General features: G+C 59.9%; 12 protein-coding genes. All 12 read right to left on the bottom strand.

Annotated elements, in window-relative coordinates; genetic code table 11:
- Position 1 precedes the first annotated feature (1 nt).
- A complete protein-coding gene (tuf, locus tag DFR40_RS08685; RefSeq protein WP_121458078.1) occupies positions 2 to 1,192 on the bottom strand; it encodes an elongation factor Tu in 1,191 nt (396 codons plus the stop codon).
- A gap of 21 nt (positions 1,193 to 1,213) precedes the next feature.
- Positions 1,214 to 3,307, bottom strand: a complete 2,094-nt coding sequence (gene fusA, locus DFR40_RS08680; protein ID WP_121458087.1) for an elongation factor G — start codon at positions 3,305 to 3,307, stop codon at positions 1,214 to 1,216.
- A gap of 27 nt (positions 3,308 to 3,334) precedes the next feature.
- Positions 3,335 to 3,805 carry a 30S ribosomal protein S7 gene (gene rpsG, locus DFR40_RS08675; protein ID WP_121458086.1) on the bottom strand — a complete coding sequence of 157 codons (471 nt, stop codon included), beginning with the start codon at positions 3,803 to 3,805 and terminating at the stop codon, positions 3,335 to 3,337.
- 110 nt (positions 3,806 to 3,915) lie between these two features.
- Positions 3,916 to 4,293 (bottom strand): 30S ribosomal protein S12, encoded by a 378-nt coding sequence (gene rpsL, locus DFR40_RS08670; RefSeq protein WP_011286083.1) that lies wholly within the window; start codon positions 4,291 to 4,293, stop codon positions 3,916 to 3,918.
- A gap of 155 nt (positions 4,294 to 4,448) precedes the next feature.
- Positions 4,449 to 8,660, bottom strand: a complete 4,212-nt coding sequence (gene rpoC / locus DFR40_RS08665) for a DNA-directed RNA polymerase subunit beta' (RefSeq protein ID WP_121458085.1) — start codon at positions 8,658 to 8,660, stop codon at positions 4,449 to 4,451.
- Positions 8,661 to 8,681: 21 nt separating this feature from the next.
- Positions 8,682 to 12,965, bottom strand: a complete 4,284-nt coding sequence (gene rpoB, locus DFR40_RS08660) for a DNA-directed RNA polymerase subunit beta (RefSeq protein ID WP_121458084.1) — start codon at positions 12,963 to 12,965, stop codon at positions 8,682 to 8,684.
- 209 nt (positions 12,966 to 13,174) lie between these two features.
- A complete protein-coding gene (rplL, locus tag DFR40_RS08655; RefSeq protein ID WP_119489318.1) occupies positions 13,175 to 13,549 on the bottom strand; it encodes a 50S ribosomal protein L7/L12 in 375 nt (124 codons plus the stop codon).
- A gap of 38 nt (positions 13,550 to 13,587) precedes the next feature.
- Positions 13,588 to 14,085 (bottom strand): 50S ribosomal protein L10, encoded by a 498-nt coding sequence (rplJ, locus tag DFR40_RS08650; RefSeq protein ID WP_121458083.1) that lies wholly within the window; start codon positions 14,083 to 14,085, stop codon positions 13,588 to 13,590.
- Between the two features lie 208 nt (positions 14,086 to 14,293).
- A complete protein-coding gene (gene rplA / locus DFR40_RS08645) occupies positions 14,294 to 14,989 on the bottom strand; it encodes a 50S ribosomal protein L1 (protein ID WP_121458082.1) in 696 nt (231 codons plus the stop codon).
- 2 nt (positions 14,990 to 14,991) lie between these two features.
- Positions 14,992 to 15,423 (bottom strand): 50S ribosomal protein L11, encoded by a 432-nt coding sequence (gene rplK / locus DFR40_RS08640; protein ID WP_121458081.1) that lies wholly within the window; start codon positions 15,421 to 15,423, stop codon positions 14,992 to 14,994.
- Positions 15,424 to 15,528: 105 nt separating this feature from the next.
- On the bottom strand, positions 15,529 to 16,062 hold the full coding sequence (nusG, locus tag DFR40_RS08635; protein ID WP_121458080.1) for a transcription termination/antitermination protein NusG: 534 nt from the start codon (positions 16,060 to 16,062) through the stop codon (positions 15,529 to 15,531).
- Complete coding sequence (gene secE / locus DFR40_RS08630) at positions 16,059 to 16,412, bottom strand: preprotein translocase subunit SecE (protein ID WP_121458079.1); 354 nt, start codon at positions 16,410 to 16,412, stop codon at positions 16,059 to 16,061. Before secE ends, nusG begins: the two co-directional genes overlap by 4 nt.

Below are 16,412 nucleotides of genomic sequence, written 5' to 3'. Positions count from 1 at the left end.
GTTACTCGATGATCTTGGCGACGACACCGGCGCCAACGGTACGACCACCTTCGCGGATGGCGAAGCGCAGGCCTTCTTCCATGGCGATCGGGGCAATCAGCTTGACCGTCATCTGGATGTTGTCACCCGGCATGACCATCTCAACGCCTTCCGGCAGCGAGATCGCACCGGTCACGTCGGTCGTGCGGAAGTAGAACTGCGGACGGTAGTTGTTGAAGAACGGGGTGTGACGACCACCTTCGTCCTTCGACAGAACGTACACTTCGCCCGTGAAGTGGGTGTGCGGGGTGATCGAACCCGGCTTGCACAGCACTTGACCACGCTCGACGTCTTCACGCTTGGTACCGCGCAGCAGGGCGCCAATGTTGTCGCCAGCCTGACCTTGGTCGAGCAGCTTGCGGAACATTTCAACACCGGTACAGGTGGTCTTGACCGTCGGACGGATACCGACGATTTCGATTTCTTCGCCGACCTTGACGATGCCACGCTCGACGCGACCCGTAACAACGGTACCGCGACCCGAGATCGAGAAGACGTCTTCGACCGGCATCAGGAACGGCATGTCGACAGCGCGTTCCGGCGTCGGGATGTAGGAGTCCAGCGCATCAGCCAGACGGAAGATCGACGGCTCGCCGATTTCGGACTGGTCGCCTTCGAGGGCCTTCAGGGCCGAACCGTGGATGATCGGGGTGTCATCGCCCGGGAAATCGTACTTGGACAGCAGCTCGCGCAGTTCCATTTCGACCAGTTCGAGCAGCTCGGCGTCGTCAACCATGTCGCACTTGTTCATGTACACCAGAACATACGGCACGCCGACCTGACGGGCCAGCAGGATGTGCTCGCGGGTCTGCGGCATCGGGCCGTCAGCGGCCGAGCAAACCAGGATCGCGCCGTCCATCTGGGCGGCACCGGTAATCATGTTCTTGACGTAGTCGGCGTGGCCCGGGCAATCAACGTGGGCGTAGTGACGGTTGGCGGTTTCGTATTCGACGTGTGCGGTGTTGATCGTGATGCCGCGAGCCTTTTCTTCCGGCGCCGCATCGATCTGGTCGTATGCCTTGGCGGCACCGCCGAACTTGGCGGCCAGCACCGTCGTGATCGCTGCCGTCAGCGTCGTCTTGCCGTGGTCAACGTGACCAATCGTACCAACGTTGACGTGCGGCTTAGTACGCTCGAATTTTTCCTTAGCCATTATCGGTTCTCCAATAAAGGGTTACTTCTTGTTGATGACCGCTTCAGCGACGTTCTTCGGCGCCTCAACGTAGTGCTTGAATTCCATCGTGTACGTGGCACGCCCTTGAGAGAGCGAACGCAGCGAGGTGGCGTAGCCGAACATTTCGGACAGCGGCACTTCGGCGCGAACTTCCTTGGTGCCACCAGGAAGGTCTTCCATACCCTGAACGATGCCGCGACGCGACGACAGATCACCCATGACGTTACCCATGTAGTCTTCCGGGGTCTCGACAACGACTGCCATCATCGGCTCGAGCAGAGTCGGGCTAGCCTTCTTCATACCTTCCTTGAAGGCCATCGAGGCAGCCATGCGGAAGGCGTTTTCATTCGAATCGACGTCGTGGTAAGAGCCGTCAAACAGCGTGAACTTGATATCGACAACCGGGAATCCAGCCAGAACGCCGCTGGTGATTGCATCCTGCAACCCCTTGTCGACTGCCGGAATATATTCGCGCGGAACCACACCGCCCTTGATGGCATCGACAAATTCGTAGCCCTTGCCGGCCTCATTCGGCTCGATCTTGAGCCAAACATGGCCGAATTGACCACGACCACCAGACTGCTTGACGAACTTGCCTTCTTGCTCAACAGCCTTCTTGATGCATTCGCGGTAAGCAACCTGCGGCGCGCCGACAGCCGCCTCGACGTTGAATTCGCGCTTCATGCGATCAACGATGATATCGAGGTGCAGCTCACCCATACCGGAGATGATGGTCTGACCAGACTCTTCGTCGGTGCGGACGCGGAAGGACGGATCTTCGGCAGCCAGGCGCCCAAGCGCGATACCCATCTTTTCCTGATCGGCCTTGGTCTTCGGCTCGACGGCGACGTGAATCACCGGCTCCGGGAAGACCATGCGCTCGAGAATGATCGGGGCATCCGGATCGCACAGCGTTTCACCAGTGGTGACTTCCTTCAGACCGACGCAAGCAGCGATGTCGCCAGCCAGAACTTCCTTGATTTCCTCGCGGTTGTTGGCGTGCATCTGCAGGATACGACCGATGCGCTCTTTCTTGCCCTTGACCGAGTTGTACACGGTCGCACCGGAGGTCAGAACACCCGAGTAAACGCGAATGAAGGTTAGCTGACCGACGAACGGGTCGGTCATCAGCTTGAACGCAAGCGCCGAGAACTTCTCGCTGTCGTCGGCCTTGCGCGAGACTTCGCGCTCGTGCTCATCAACCCCCTGCACCGGCGGGATATCAACCGGCGAAGGCAGCAACTCGACAACGGCGTCAAGCATGCGCTGAACACCCTTGTTCTTGAACGCGGTGCCGCACAGCATCGGCTGGATTTCACAGGCCAGGGTGCGCATGCGCAGACCCAGCTTGATTTTCTCTTCCGACAATTCGCCGTTTTCCAGGTACTCGTTCATCAGATCTTCGGAAGCTTCAGCAGCCGCCTCGATCATCTGCTCACGCCAGGTTTGCGCGGTTTCGACCAACTCGGCCGGAATGTCGCGATAATCGAACTTCATACCCTGAGAAGCCTCATCCCAATAGATGGCCTTCATCTTGAGCAGATCGACGACACCCTCGAACGAGTCTTCTGCACCAATCGGGATGACGATAGGGACCGGGCTAGCCTTCAGGCGGGTCTTCATCTGGTCAACGACCTTGAAGAAATTGGCGCCGGAGCGATCCATCTTGTTCACGAAGGCGAGACGCGGCACCTTGTACTTGGTCGCCTGACGCCACACGGTCTCCGACTGGGGCTGAACGCCACCAACAGCACAATAGACCATGCAAGCACCATCAAGAACACGCATTGAGCGCTCGACTTCAATCGTGAAGTCAACGTGCCCCGGGGTGTCAATGATGTTGAAGCGGTGCTCCGGGAAAGAACTGTCCATCCCCTTCCAGAAGCAGGTAGTCGCCGCGGAGGTGATGGTGATGCCGCGCTCTTGCTCCTGCTCCATCCAGTCCATGGTGGCAGCACCATCATGAACTTCGCCAATCTTGTGATTGACACCGGTGTAGAAAAGGATGCGCTCGGTCGTGGTGGTCTTGCCGGCGTCGATGTGCGCGCTGATACCGATATTGCGGTAGCGCTCGATGGGAGTTTTACGTGCCACGGTGAATACCTTCGTGAATGTCGAAAATTAGAAGCGGAAGTGAGCAAAAGCCTTGTTGGCTTCAGCCATGCGATGCACTTCGTCGCGCTTCTTCACAGCACCACCGCGGTTTTCAGCTGCTTCCATCATTTCGGCGGCAAGACGCTGCCCCATGGACTTTTCCGAGCGCTTGCGGGCAAATTCACGCAACCAGCGCATGGCCAGGGCAGCACGGCGAGCCGGACGCACCTCGACCGGAACCTGGTAGTTGGCACCACCGACGCGACGGGACTTCACTTCGACCATCGGCTTGACGTTGGCCATGGCGGAACCGAAAACTTCCAGCGGATCCTTGCCGGACTTGGTGGTGATGATATCGAAGGCACCGTAGACGATGCGCTCGGCAACCGACTTTTTGCCGCTCTGCATCACGGCGTTGATGAACTTGGAAACTTCGACGCTACCGAACTTCGGGTCCGGGAGAATATCACGCTTGGGTACTTCACGACGACGGGGCATACAAACCTCACTTGATCACTATTCAGTTGAAAAGCCGGGAAGGGGTTTTCACCCCCCCGGCCCTCTCGGCCGCCCAGCAGAGCGACCACTTACTCAAACCACCAGGGTTATCAGGCGGCCTTCGGACGCTTCGCCCCGTACTTCGAACGGGACTGCTTGCGATCCTTGACGCCCTGGGTATCCAGGGAGCCACGCACGGTGTGATAACGCACACCGGGCAAATCCTTGACACGACCACCACGGATCAGGACCACAGAGTGCTCCTGCAGGTTGTGGCCTTCACCGCCGATGTACGAAATGACTTCGAAGCCATTCGTCAGACGAACCTTGCACACCTTACGCAGTGCAGAGTTCGGCTTCTTCGGGGTGGTGGTATAGACGCGGGTGCAAACACCGCGCTTTTGCGGGCACTTTTCCAGTGCAGGAACCTTGCTCTTGGCCTTTTCGGCGACGCGCGGCTTGCGCACGAGCTGGTTGATGGTCGGCATATCAAACTTCCTTCAACAGCCAGGCCCCAAAAGGGGCACGACGGCAATTTTGTTATCCATAGCAGAGACAATGATTAGTCTCTGCCGACAAAGACCATAGATTCTATGGTTGATCAACCCCCATGTCAACGAAACACGGGGGTTGCCTTACGACATCAGAGGCCTTGATCTGCCTCTTGTGTTGCATTTTCAACAACTGCATCTTCGATCGGACGATCCGCCGCGATATCTTCACCGGCACCCTGCGCCTTGCGGCTGCGGTGATAGGCAAGACCCGTACCGGCCGGGATGAGACGACCGACGATGACGTTCTCCTTGAGACCACGGAGTTCGTCGCGCTTGCCCATGATCGCAGCTTCGGTGAGAACACGGGTGGTTTCCTGGAAGGACGCCGCCGAGATGAACGAATCGGTGGACAGCGAAGCCTTGGTGATACCCAGCAGCATGTGCTCGAAGGTTGCAGGAATCTTGCCCTCAGCCATGACGCGATCGTTTTCCGCCAACAATTCGGCGCGCTCAACCTGCTCCGACTTGATGAACTTGGTATCGCCCGGCTCGACGATGGTGACGCGACGCAGCATCTGGCGAACGATCACTTCGATGTGCTTGTCGTTGATCTTCACGCCCTGCAGACGGTAGACATCCTGGACTTCATCGGTGATGTAGCGGGCCAGCGCCTCGATCCCCTGCAGGCGCAGGATATCGTGCGGATCAGGTTCGCCTTCGACGATCTTCTCGCCCTTGTTGACCACCTGACCGTCGTGCACCAGGACATGCTTGTCCTTGGAGATCAGGAACTCGTGCTGTTCGCCATCGAGATCGGTGATCACCAGACGCTGCTTGCCCTTGGTGTCCTTGCCGAAGCTGATCGTACCGGTAACCTCGGCCAGCACGGAAGCATCCTTCGGGGTGCGGGCTTCGAACAGCTCGGCAACCCGCGGCAGACCGCCGGTAATATCGCGGGTCTTGGCAGACTCCTGCGGCATGCGGGCGAGCACATCGCCAACACCGACCTGCTGACCGTCGACCACCGAGATGATCGAACCAACCTGGAAGGCGATCGACACCGAGTGTTCGCTGCCGTGGATCTTGACTTCCTGGCCAGCGTCGTCGAGCAGCTTGACGACCGGGCGGATGCCCTTCGTCGCTGCCTTGCCGCCACGCTTGTTGTCGATGACGACAAGCGTGGACAGGCCGGTGACGTCGTCGATCTGCTTGGCGACGGTAACACCTTCCTCGACGTTCTCGAAGCGAACGGTACCGGCGTATTCGGTGATGATCGGACGGGTGTGCGGATCCCAGCTGGCCAGCTTGGCACCGGCCTTGACCGCCTTGCCTTCGTCGACCGCCAGCATCGCGCCGTAGGGCACCTTGTGACGTTCGCGCTCGCGACCATGATCATCGGTGATCAGCACTTCGCCCGAACGGGAAATGACCACCTTCTCGCCCTTGGCGCTGGTGACATAGCGCATGTTTGCGGTATAGCGCACGGTGCCGGCCGATTTGCCTTCGACCTTGTCGGCAACGGCAGCACGGGAGGCAGCACCACCGACGTGGAAGGTACGCATGGTCAACTGGGTACCCGGTTCGCCGATCGACTGGGCGGCGATGACGCCAACCGATTCGCCGGCATTGACCATCATGCCGCGACCGAGGTCACGACCGTAGCACTTGGCGCAGAGACCGTAGCGGGTGTCGCAGGTCAGCGGGGTACGGACCTTGACTTCGTCGATGCCGAGCTTGTCGATCAGGTCAACCAGATCCTCGTCGAGCATGGTGCCGGAGAAGATCACGGTTTCCTGCGTTTCCGGGTCAACCAGGTCGTCGACCGTGACACGACCGAGAATACGTTCGCGCAGCGGCTCGATGACTTCACCGCCTTCGACCAGGGCCTTGACGGCAAAACCGTTCTTGGTGCCGCAATCGTCTTCGGTGATCACCAGATCCTGGGTCACGTCGACCAGACGACGCGTCAGGTAACCGGAGTTAGCGGTCTTCAACGCGGTATCGGCCAGACCCTTACGGGCACCGTGGGTCGAGATGAAGTACTGGAGAACGTTCAAACCTTCGCGGAAGTTGGTCGTGATCGGCGTTTCGATAATCGAGCCGTCCGGCTTCGCCATCAGGCCGCGCATACCGGCCAGCTGACGAATCTGGGCGGCCGAGCCGCGGGCGCCGGAGTCAGCCATCATGTAGATCGAGTTGAACGAATCCTGCTTGACCTTCTTGCCGTGGCGGTCGATGACTTCCTCGTGACCGAGTTCGTCCATCATCACCTTGGCTACCTGATCGCCGGTACGGCCCCAGATGTCGACAACCTTGTTGTAGCGCTCGCCCTGGGTAACCAGACCGTTGGTGTACTGGGTCTCGATTTCCTTAACTTCGGCTTCCGAAGCGGCGATGATCTCGTACTTCTTGGCCGGGACGCGCATGTCGTCGGAGCAGAAGGAGATGCCGCCGCGGGTTGCCAGCGCATAACCGTTCTGCATCAGCTGATCGGCGAAGACGACGGTTTCCTTGAGGCCGCAGCGCCGGAAGGATTCATCGATCAGCTTGGAGATTTCCTTCTTCTTCAGTGCCTTGTCGATCGCCTTGAAGGGCAGTCCCTTCGGCAGGATGCGCGAAAGCAGCGCACGCCCGGCGGTGGTCTCGACGCGGACCATTTTCTCGTTCCATTCGCCGTCGACCGCAGCAGGCTCGTATTGCTTCAGACGCACCGAAATGCGGGCATGAATGTCGAGTTGACCAGCGGCCATCGCACGGTCGATTTCGGCGACGTCGGCAAAGTACATGCCTTCGCCCTTGGCGTTGATCCGCTCGCGAGTCGCATAGTACAGACCAAGAACGATATCCTGCGAGGGCACGATGATCGGCTGGCCGTTGGCCGGCGACAGAACGTTGTTCGAGGCCAGCATCAGGGTGCGGGCTTCCATCTGGGCTTCCAGCGACAGCGGTACGTGAACGGCCATCTGGTCACCGTCGAAGTCGGCGTTGAACGCGGCACAGACCAGCGGATGAAGCTGGATCGCCTTGCCTTCGATCAGGGTCGGTTCGAACGCCTGGATGCCGAGACGGTGCAGCGTCGGCGCACGGTTGAGCATGACCGGATGTTCACGGATGACATCTTCAAGCATGTCCCAGACGATCGGTTCCTGGCTCTCGACCATCTTCTTGGCCTGCTTGATGGTCGTGGCATAGCCGCCGACTTCGAGCTTGTGGAAGATGAAGGGCTTGAACAGCTCCAGGGCCATCAGCTTGGGCAGGCCGCACTGGTGCAGCTTGAGCTGCGGACCGACCACAATGACCGAACGGCCGGAGTAGTCGACGCGCTTGCCGAGCAGGTTCTGACGGAAACGACCGCCCTTGCCCTTGATCATGTCGGCCAGCGACTTCAGCGGACGCTTGTTGGCGCCAGTCATGGCCTTGCCGCGACGACCGTTGTCGAGCAGCGAGTCCACCGATTCCTGCAGCATGCGCTTTTCGTTGCGCACGATGATGTCCGGGGCCTTCAGTTCGAGCAGGCGCTTGAGACGGTTGTTGCGGTTGATGACGCGACGATAGAGGTCGTTCAGGTCGGAGGTCGCGAAACGACCGCCGTCCAGCGGCACCAGCGGACGCAGATCCGGCGGCAGCACCGGCAGCACTTCGAGGATCATCCAGTCGGGCTTGATGCCGGACTTCTGGAAACCTTCGAGGATCTTCAGGCGCTTCGCGAGCTTCTTGTTCTTGGCTTCCGAACCGGTGACTTCGAGTTCGTTGCGCAAATTCTCGACTTCGCTGTTGAGCTCGAGATTGCGCAGCAGCTCACGAATGCCTTCGGCGCCCATCAATGCCTGGAATTCGTCGCCGTGCTCTTCCATCATCTCCAGGTACTGGTCTTCGGTCAGCAACTGACCACGTTGCAGGTTGGAGACCATGCCCGGGTCGGTGACAACGAAGGCTTCGAAGTACAGCACGCGTTCGATGTCGCGCAGCGTCATGTCGAGGACCATGCCCAGACGCGACGGCAGCGACTTGAGGAACCAGATGTGGGCGACCGGCGAGGCCAGCTCGATGTGACCCATGCGGTCGCGACGAACCTTGGCCAGCGTCACTTCGACGCCGCACTTTTCGCAAATGACGCCGCGGTGCTTCAGGCGCTTGTACTTGCCGCAGAGGCACTCGTAATCCTTGATCGGGCCAAAGATCTTGGCGCAGAACAGGCCGTCGCGTTCCGGCTTGAACGTCCGGTAGTTGATCGTTTCCGGCTTCTTGACTTCGCCGTAGGACCAGGAACGGATCTTCTCAGGCGAAGCGAGGCCAATGGTAATCGCGTCGAATTCTTCTTCGGCGGTTACCTGCTTGAACAGGTCGAGCAATGCTTTCATCGTTTAACTCCTGAGCCCTAATCAGTAACGTTCCAGATCGATATCGATCGCCAGCGAACGGATTTCCTTGACCAGCACGTTGAAGGATTCCGGCATGCCGGCATCGATCCTGTGCTCGCCCTTGACGATGTTTTCGTAGACCTTGGTCCGGCCGTTCACATCGTCGGACTTGACGGTCAGCATTTCCTGCAGCACATAAGACGCGCCGTAGGCTTCCAGTGCCCAGACTTCCATTTCACCGAAGCGCTGGCCGCCGAACTGTGCCTTGCCGCCCAGCGGCTGCTGGGTAACCAGCGAGTACGGGCCGGTCGAACGGGCATGCATCTTGTCATCAACGAGATGGTGCAGCTTCAGGTAATGCATGTAGCCGACCGTCACCTGGCGCTCGAAGGCATCACCGGTGCGGCCGTCGAACAGCGTCATCTGACCCGAAGAAGGCATGCCGGCAAGCGCCAGCATGGCCTTGATTTCGGCTTCCTTGGCGCCGTCGAACACCGGCGTCGCGAACGGTACGCCGCTGGTCAGATTACCGGCCATTTCGATGATTTCCGCATCGTTCAGCTCGTCGAGGTTTTCCGACTTGCCACTCGAGTTGTAGATCTGATCGAGGAAACCACGCACTTCCTTGACCGTGGCTTCGCGCCGCAGCATGTCCCCGATCTTGTGGCCAAGCCCCTTGGCGGCCAGGCCGAGGTGGACTTCGAGAATCTGACCAACGTTCATCCGCGACGGCACACCGAGCGGATTCAGAACGATGTCGACCGGGCGGCCATCGGCCATGTAGGGCATGTCCTCGACCGGCAGGATGCGGGAAACGACGCCCTTGTTACCGTGACGACCGGCCATCTTGTCACCGGGCTGCAGGCGACGCTTGACCGCGACATAGACCTTGACCATCTTCTGCACGCCCGGCGGCAGTTCGTCGCCTTGCGTCAGCTTCTTGCGCTTCGCTTCGAAAGCAACGTCGAAGTCCTTGCGTGCCTGCTCCAGGCCTTCCTTGACCTGCTCGAGCTGCAGCGCGATCTCGTCGTCAGCCAGACGGATGTCGAACCAGTGGTGCGGATCCATGCTGTCCAGGTAGGCCTGGTCGATGACCGTGCCCTTGGTCAGCTTCTTCGGGCCGCCGTTGGCCTTCTTGCCGACAATCAGGCGACCGACACGCTCAAAGGCATCACGTTCGACGATGCGCATCTGGTCAGCCAGATCGAGCTTGTAGTGACGCAGGTGTTCGTCGATGATCGACTGAGCGCGCTTGTCGCGCTCGATGCCTTCGCGGGTGAACACCTGGACGTCGATGACGGTACCGGCGATCCCGGCCGGCACGCGCAGCGAGGTGTCCTTAACATCGGAGGCCTTCTCGCCGAAGATCGCGCGCAGCAGCTTTTCTTCCGGAGTCAGCTGGGTTTCGCCCTTCGGCGTGACCTTGCCGACCAGCACGTCGCCAGCGTGGACTTCGGCACCGATGTAAACGATACCGGCGTCATCCAGGCGGGACAGCTGCACTTCACCGAGCGAAGCGATATCACGAGTGATTTCCTCGGGGCCGAGCTTGGTGTCGCGGGCAACGACCGTCAGTTCCTCGATGTGGATCGAGGTGTAGCGATCTTCGGCGACGACGCGTTCGGAGATCAGGATCGAGTCTTCGAAGTTGTAGCCGTTCCACGGCATGAACGCGATCAGCATGTTCTGGCCGAGGGCGAGTTCGCCCTTGTCGGTGGAGGCACCGTCGGCGACCACATCGCCCTTGGCGATGACGTCACCGATCTTGACCATCGGACGCTGGTTGATGTTGGTGTTCTGGTTGGAACGCGTGTACTTGACCAGGTTGTAGATGTCGACACCGACTTCACCGGCAACGGTTTCGTTGTCGTTGACGCGGACCACCACGCGGCCGGCATCGACATAATCGACGACGCCACCGCGCAGGGCGACAACGGCCGTACCGGAGTCAACGGCGACGGTGCGCTCGATGCCGGTACCGACCAGCGGCTTTTCCGGACGCAGGCAGGGGACAGCCTGACGCTGCATGTTGGCACCCATCAGCGCGCGGTTCGCATCGTCGTGCTCAAGGAAGGGAATCAGCGAAGCAGCGACGGAAACGATCTGGCCCGGGGCAACGTCCATGTACTGGACGCGAGCCGGCTCGGCGAGAATCGTTTCGCCCTTTTCGCGGCAGGTGACCAGGTCGTCGGCAAGGCGGCCCTCGGCATCGAGCGCGGCGTTGGCCTGAGCAACCACGTAGTTGCCTTCCTCGATCGCCGACAGGTAGTCGATCTCGTTGGTGACCTTGCTGTCGACGACACGGCGATAGGCGGTCTCGATGAAACCGTAGCTATTGACTCGGGCAAACAGTGCCAGCGAGTTGATCAGACCAATGTTCGGACCTTCCGGCGTTTCGATCGGGCAGACGCGGCCGTAGTGCGTCGGATGCACGTCGCGGACTTCGAAGCCGGCGCGCTCGCGCGTCAGGCCGCCCGGGCCAAGGGCCGAAACGCGCCGCTTGTGGGTGATTTCCGACAACGGGTTGGTTTGATCCATGAACTGCGACAGCTGGCTGGACCCGAAGAACTCCTTGATCGCGGCACTGATCGGCTTGGCATTGATCAAATCGTGCGGCATCAGGTTATCGGACTCAGCCTGGCTCAGGCGCTCCTTGACCGCACGTTCGACGCGGACAAGGCCGGCGCGGAACTGGTTCTCGGCGAGTTCGCCGACCGAACGGACACGGCGGTTGCCCAGGTGATCGATATCATCGATGTCACCACGACCATTGCGCAGGTCAACCAGGATCTTGATCACTTCGACGATGTCGCGCGGCGACAGCGTCAGCTGCTCGCGCACTTCGACGTTGGCACCGAGCGGCTTGATCTTGCCGGCAAGCGCCTCGGCATCGGCCTTGGTCATGTTCTCGCACATTGCCCGCGGCCCGAACGGCAAGCCGGCAACGAGGTCCTGGATGGCACCGAGGGCGAAGCCCGAGGCTTCGGCCAGGTTCTTCAGGGCGGCTTCGGCACGCGAAGCCAGGCTGCGCACCATGACCTTGTACTCGATGACATCCTGACGGGACAGGCGGCGGTTGAACTTCATCCGACCGACTGCCGACAGATCGTAGCGCTCGTCGGAATAGAACAGTCCGTTGAACAGGATCTCGACCGCTTCTTCCGTCGGCGGCTCGCCCGGGCGCATCATGCGGTAGATGGCGATGCGCGCAGCCTGGCGCGAGGCGGTTTCATCACCGCGCAGCGTATTGGAGATGAAGGCACCGCGATCAAGATCGTTGGTGTAGAGGGTTTCGACGGTCGACACGCCTGCATCGCGCAATTTGGCGAGCAGGGTTTCGGTGATTTCGTCGTTGGCGTTGGCGACCACTTCGCCAGTCGAGGTATCGACGATGTCGTGGGCCACGACACGGCCGAGCAGGAACTCCTCCGGTACGGCAATCTGCTTGATGCCGGCGGCGCCGATGTCACGGATGTGCTTGGCCGTGATGCGCTTGTCCTTGGCGACGATGACCTTGCCGTCCGGGGCGACGAAATCGAAGCGGGCGACTTCACCGCGCAGACGCTCGGGAACCAGGGCGAACTCGATCTTCTCGCCGACCAGCTTGAACATGTCGAATTCGAAGAATTCGGCCAGGATTTCTTCCGAGGACATACCCAGCGCCTTGAGCAGGGTCGTCACCGGCATCTTGCGGCGACGGTCGACGCGGAAGAAGAGCGAATCCTTCGGGTCAAACTCGAAATCAAGCCAGGAGCCACGGTAGGGAATGACGCGTGCCGAGAACAGCAGCTTGCCGGAGCTGTGAGTCTTGCCGCGGTCGTGCTCGAAGAACACGCCAGGCGAACGATGCAGCTGGGAAACGATGACCCGCTCGGTACCGTTGATGACGAAGGAACCGTTGGTCGTCATCAGGGGAATTTCACCCATGTAGACTTCCTGTTCCTTGACTTCCTTGACCGTATCGGGTGCTTCACGGTCCATCAGGACCAGGCGGACGCGGGCGCGCAGCGAGGCAGCGAAGGTCAGACCGCGCTGCTGGCATTCGACGACATCGAATGCCGGCTCACCGAGCGCATAGCTGACGAACTCCAGCCGGGCGTTTCCGGAATGGGAAACGATCGGGAAGATTGAAGTGAACGCCGCCTGAAGACCTTCGTTCTTGCGCTCTTGCACAGGAATTTCCGCTTGCAGGAAATCGGTGAACGACTGGAGCTGGGTCGCAAGGAGGAAGGGAACCTCGAGGACGCTGACGCGCTTGGCGAAGCTCTTGCGGATGCGTTTCTTCTCGGTGAAGGAGTAAGTCATGGTAACTCCGTGAGGGTGGAATCAGATGTCGGACCTGGCGAAACAGGCAAACGCAAATCCGCTTCCCTGGTCATTGCTGACAGGAAAATCGTGATTTGCGTTTGCCGGCTGGCGAGTATTCAAGTGTTTGGCGTTCTGGCGATGCAAGCGTTTCGATAAGCACAAAAGGGCTGGCAGCGTTTGCTGCCAGCCCAGCGGGCAAACGTCGATTACTTGATTTCGACCTTGGCGCCAGCGTCTTCCAGTTGCTTCTTGAGTGCTTCGGCGTCGGCCTTGGCAACACCTTCCTTGACCGGCTTCGGAGCGCCATCGACGAGGTCCTTGGCTTCCTTCAGGCCCAGGCCGGTAACGGCACGGACGACCTTGATGACTTCAACCTTCTTGTCGCCGGCGGCAGCCAGGACAACGGTGAACTCGGTCTGCTCTTCAGCAGCGGCAGCAGCACCACCACCAGCCGGGCCGGCAACGGCGACGGCAGCAGCGGAAACGCCGAACTTCTCTTCGAACGCCTTGACCAGGTCGTTCAGTTCCATAACGGTCAGGGAGCCAACGGCTTCCAGGATGTCTTCTTTGCTAATTGCCATTTCAATAAACTCCTAAATCAGTTCGTATGCGGTAAGGATCAAGCGGCGGCTTCTTCGCGCTGCTTGGCCAGGGCGTCGAGGGCACGGACGAAGCCGGCGACCGGAGCCTGCATGACGTACAGCAGCTTGGAGAGCAGCTCTTCGCGGCTCGGGACGGACGCAAGCGCCTGCACACCAGCCTTGTCGAGCACCTTGCCGGCATAGGAACCGGCCTTGAGGACCAACTTGTCATTGGTCTTGGCGAAGTCGTTGAGCACCTTCGCTGCAGCCACCGGGTCGGCGGAGACGCTGTAAATCAGCGGCCCGACCATGTGTTCGGCCAGGCCGGCAAACTGCGTGCCTTCCACGGCGCGACGCACCAGGGTGTTCTTCAGCACGCGCAGGTAAACACCAGACTCACGCGCCTTCTTGCGCAGCACCGTGAGGTCACCGACCTCGATGCCACGATATTCGGCGATCGCGATAGTCTGAGCGTTGGCCACTTGTGCCGACACCTCAGCCACGACGGCTTTTTTGTCGTTCAGATTGAGACCCACAGGTCTTTCCTCCTTTCAAGTCATAACACGACGGGAAACATTCCCGCCGCCCTTACGGCGACCTGAACCAGAAGCTCGCCATTCTTGCGAATGACAGAAAATCCGTTTCGGGAACACCGTCTGCGCAGGCTTTCACGATTAAGCCCCTTGCGGGGCACCTGCGGTCTTTGACGATTCGAGGCACCGAAATGCCTCGACCCAAAGTTCTTTATGCAGCCAGCGTAGCCTGATCGACGCGGACACCGGGGCCCATCGTCGCGGACACGGCGATCTTGCGCAGATACTGACCCTTCGAGGCAGCCGGCTTGGCCTTCTGCAGGGCTTCGATCAGTGCCTTCAGGTTGGTCTCGAGGTTCTCGACGGAGAACGATGCGCGACCAATGGTGGCGTGCACGATACCTGCCTTGTCGGTACGGTACTGAACCTGACCTGCCTTGGCATTCTTGACGGCGGTCGCCACATCCATGGTAACCGTACCCACCTTCGGGTTCGGCATCAGGCCGCGCGGACCGAGAATCTGACCGAGCTGGCCGACGATGCGCATGGCGTCCGGCGTAGCGATGACGATGTCGAAGTTCAGGTTACCGGCCTTGACGTCGGCAGCCAGATCGTCGAAACCGACGACGTCGGCACCAGCAGCCTTGGCGGCCTCAGCCTTTTCGCCCTGGGCGAACACGGCGACGCGAACGGTCTTGCCGGTACCGGCGGGGAGAACGACGGAACCACGAACAACCTGGTCCGACTTGCGTGCATCGACACCGAGGTTGATCGCGACGTCGATCGACTCATCAAACTTGGCGGTAGCGGTTTCCTTGGCCAGCGTCAGCGCTTCCTGGAGCGGATAGAGCTTCTGGGCAACGACCTTGGCGGCAAGCGCCTTTTGCTTCTTCGTGAGCTTGGCCATGATTACAGACCCTCCACGGTAATGCCCATCGAGCGGGCGGAGCCGGCGATGGTGCGAATGGCGGCTTCCATGTCGGCAGCGGTCAGGTCGGGCATCTTGGTCTTGGCGATCTCTTCGCACTGGGCGCGGGTGATCTTGCCGACCTTGTCGGTGTGCGGCTTGGCCGAACCGGACTTGATGCCGGCAGCCTTCTTGATCAGGATCGTTGCCGGCGGGGTCTTCATCACGAAGGTGAAGGACTTGTCCGCAAAGGCAGTGATCACGACGGGGATCGGCAGACCCGGCTCGACGCCTTGCGTCTGAGCGTTGAAGGCCTTGCAGAACTCCATGATGTTGAGACCGCGCTGACCCAGCGCCGGGCCGATCGGGGGCGACGGATTCGCCTTGCCTGCCGGCACTTGCAGCTTGATGTAGCCTACAATTTTCTTGGCCATGAATGGCTCCTAAAAATGAGTTGTAACGCGCGTTGACCGTGAACGGCGACTAGCGCTCCTCTTGCCGGAATTCAGGGCACCCGGCAAACCCTGTTGCAACTTCGCTCAGGACTTCTCGACTTGACCGAATTCCAGCTCCACCGGCGTAGCGCGACCAAAGATGGTCACCGAAACGCGCAGGCGGTTCTTTTCGTAATTGACATCCTCGACCGAGCCATGGAAGTCGGTAAACGGACCTTCCTTGACCCGCACCACTTCGCCAACCTCGAACAGCACCTTCGGACGCGGCTTCTCGACGCCTTCCTGCATCTGCTGCATGATCTTGTCGACTTCCTTCTGGGAAATCGGTGCCGGACGATTGGCCGTACCACCGACAAAACCGGTCACCTTCGGGGTATTTTTCACCAGGTGCCAGCTATCGTCGTCCATTTCCATCTCGACCAGAACATAGCCGGGAAAGAACTTGCGCTCCGAAATGGATTTCTGGCCGCCCTTCATCTCGACGACTTCTTCGACCGGAACCAGGATCTGCCCAAACTTGTCCTGCATCCCCAAACGATTGATGCGCTCCTGAATGGCGCGCATTACACTTTTTTCGAAGCCGGAATAGGCATGTACCACGTACCAGCGTTTACTCATGATTTCTTCCAGCCCAGCACGAGGTCATAGAGAACCCATTCGAGGCTCTTGTCGGTAATGTAAAGGAACAGTGCCATGATGACCACGAAAGCGAATACCATCGCCGTGGTTTGCACCGTCTCCTTGCGCGACGGCCAGACGACCTTGCGGGCCTCGACCACCGATTCGTTGGCAAAACCGAAAAAGCGCTGACCCGGCTCGGTTTTCCAGGCCACGGCTACCGCCAGCGCCAGCCCGACGAGTACCGTCAGGACGCGCAAAATCATTGCCTGCTCGGAGAGCAGGTAGAAGCCAGCCACGCCGGCAGCCAGGATGACCAGCGCCAGCGAGAACTTGATCTTGTCAGCCAT

The organism is Azonexus fungiphilus (assembly GCF_003634965.1).
Lineage (GTDB): Bacteria > Pseudomonadota > Gammaproteobacteria > Burkholderiales > Rhodocyclaceae > Azonexus > Azonexus fungiphilus.
The sequence above is the reverse complement of the archived record's forward strand: the minus strand, read 5'-3'. Positions and strand labels throughout refer to the sequence as shown.

Bases quoted from the DNA above. Each gene is read 5' to 3' on its own strand.
- tuf (WP_121458078.1), bottom strand. From the start codon at position 1,192: ATGGCTAAGGAAAAATTCGAGCGTACTAAGCCGCACGTCAACGTTGGT.
- rpoB (WP_121458084.1), bottom strand. From the start codon at position 12,965: ATGACTTACTCCTTCACCGAGAAGAAACGCATCCGCAAGAGCTTCGCC.
- rpsG (WP_121458086.1), bottom strand. From the start codon at position 3,805: ATGCCCCGTCGTCGTGAAGTACCCAAGCGTGATATTCTCCCGGACCCG.
- nusG (WP_121458080.1), bottom strand. From the start codon at position 16,062: ATGAGTAAACGCTGGTACGTGGTACATGCCTATTCCGGCTTCGAAAAA.
- rplA (WP_121458082.1), bottom strand. From the start codon at position 14,989: ATGGCCAAGCTCACGAAGAAGCAAAAGGCGCTTGCCGCCAAGGTCGTT.
- rpoC (WP_121458085.1), bottom strand. From the start codon at position 8,660: ATGAAAGCATTGCTCGACCTGTTCAAGCAGGTAACCGCCGAAGAAGAA.
- secE (WP_121458079.1), bottom strand. From the start codon at position 16,412: ATGGCTGACAAGATCAAGTTCTCGCTGGCGCTGGTCATCCTGGCTGCC.
- rpsL (WP_011286083.1), bottom strand. From the start codon at position 4,293: ATGCCGACCATCAACCAGCTCGTGCGCAAGCCGCGCGTCGCCGAAAAG.
- rplL (WP_119489318.1), bottom strand. From the start codon at position 13,549: ATGGCAATTAGCAAAGAAGACATCCTGGAAGCCGTTGGCTCCCTGACC.
- rplK (WP_121458081.1), bottom strand. From the start codon at position 15,423: ATGGCCAAGAAAATTGTAGGCTACATCAAGCTGCAAGTGCCGGCAGGC.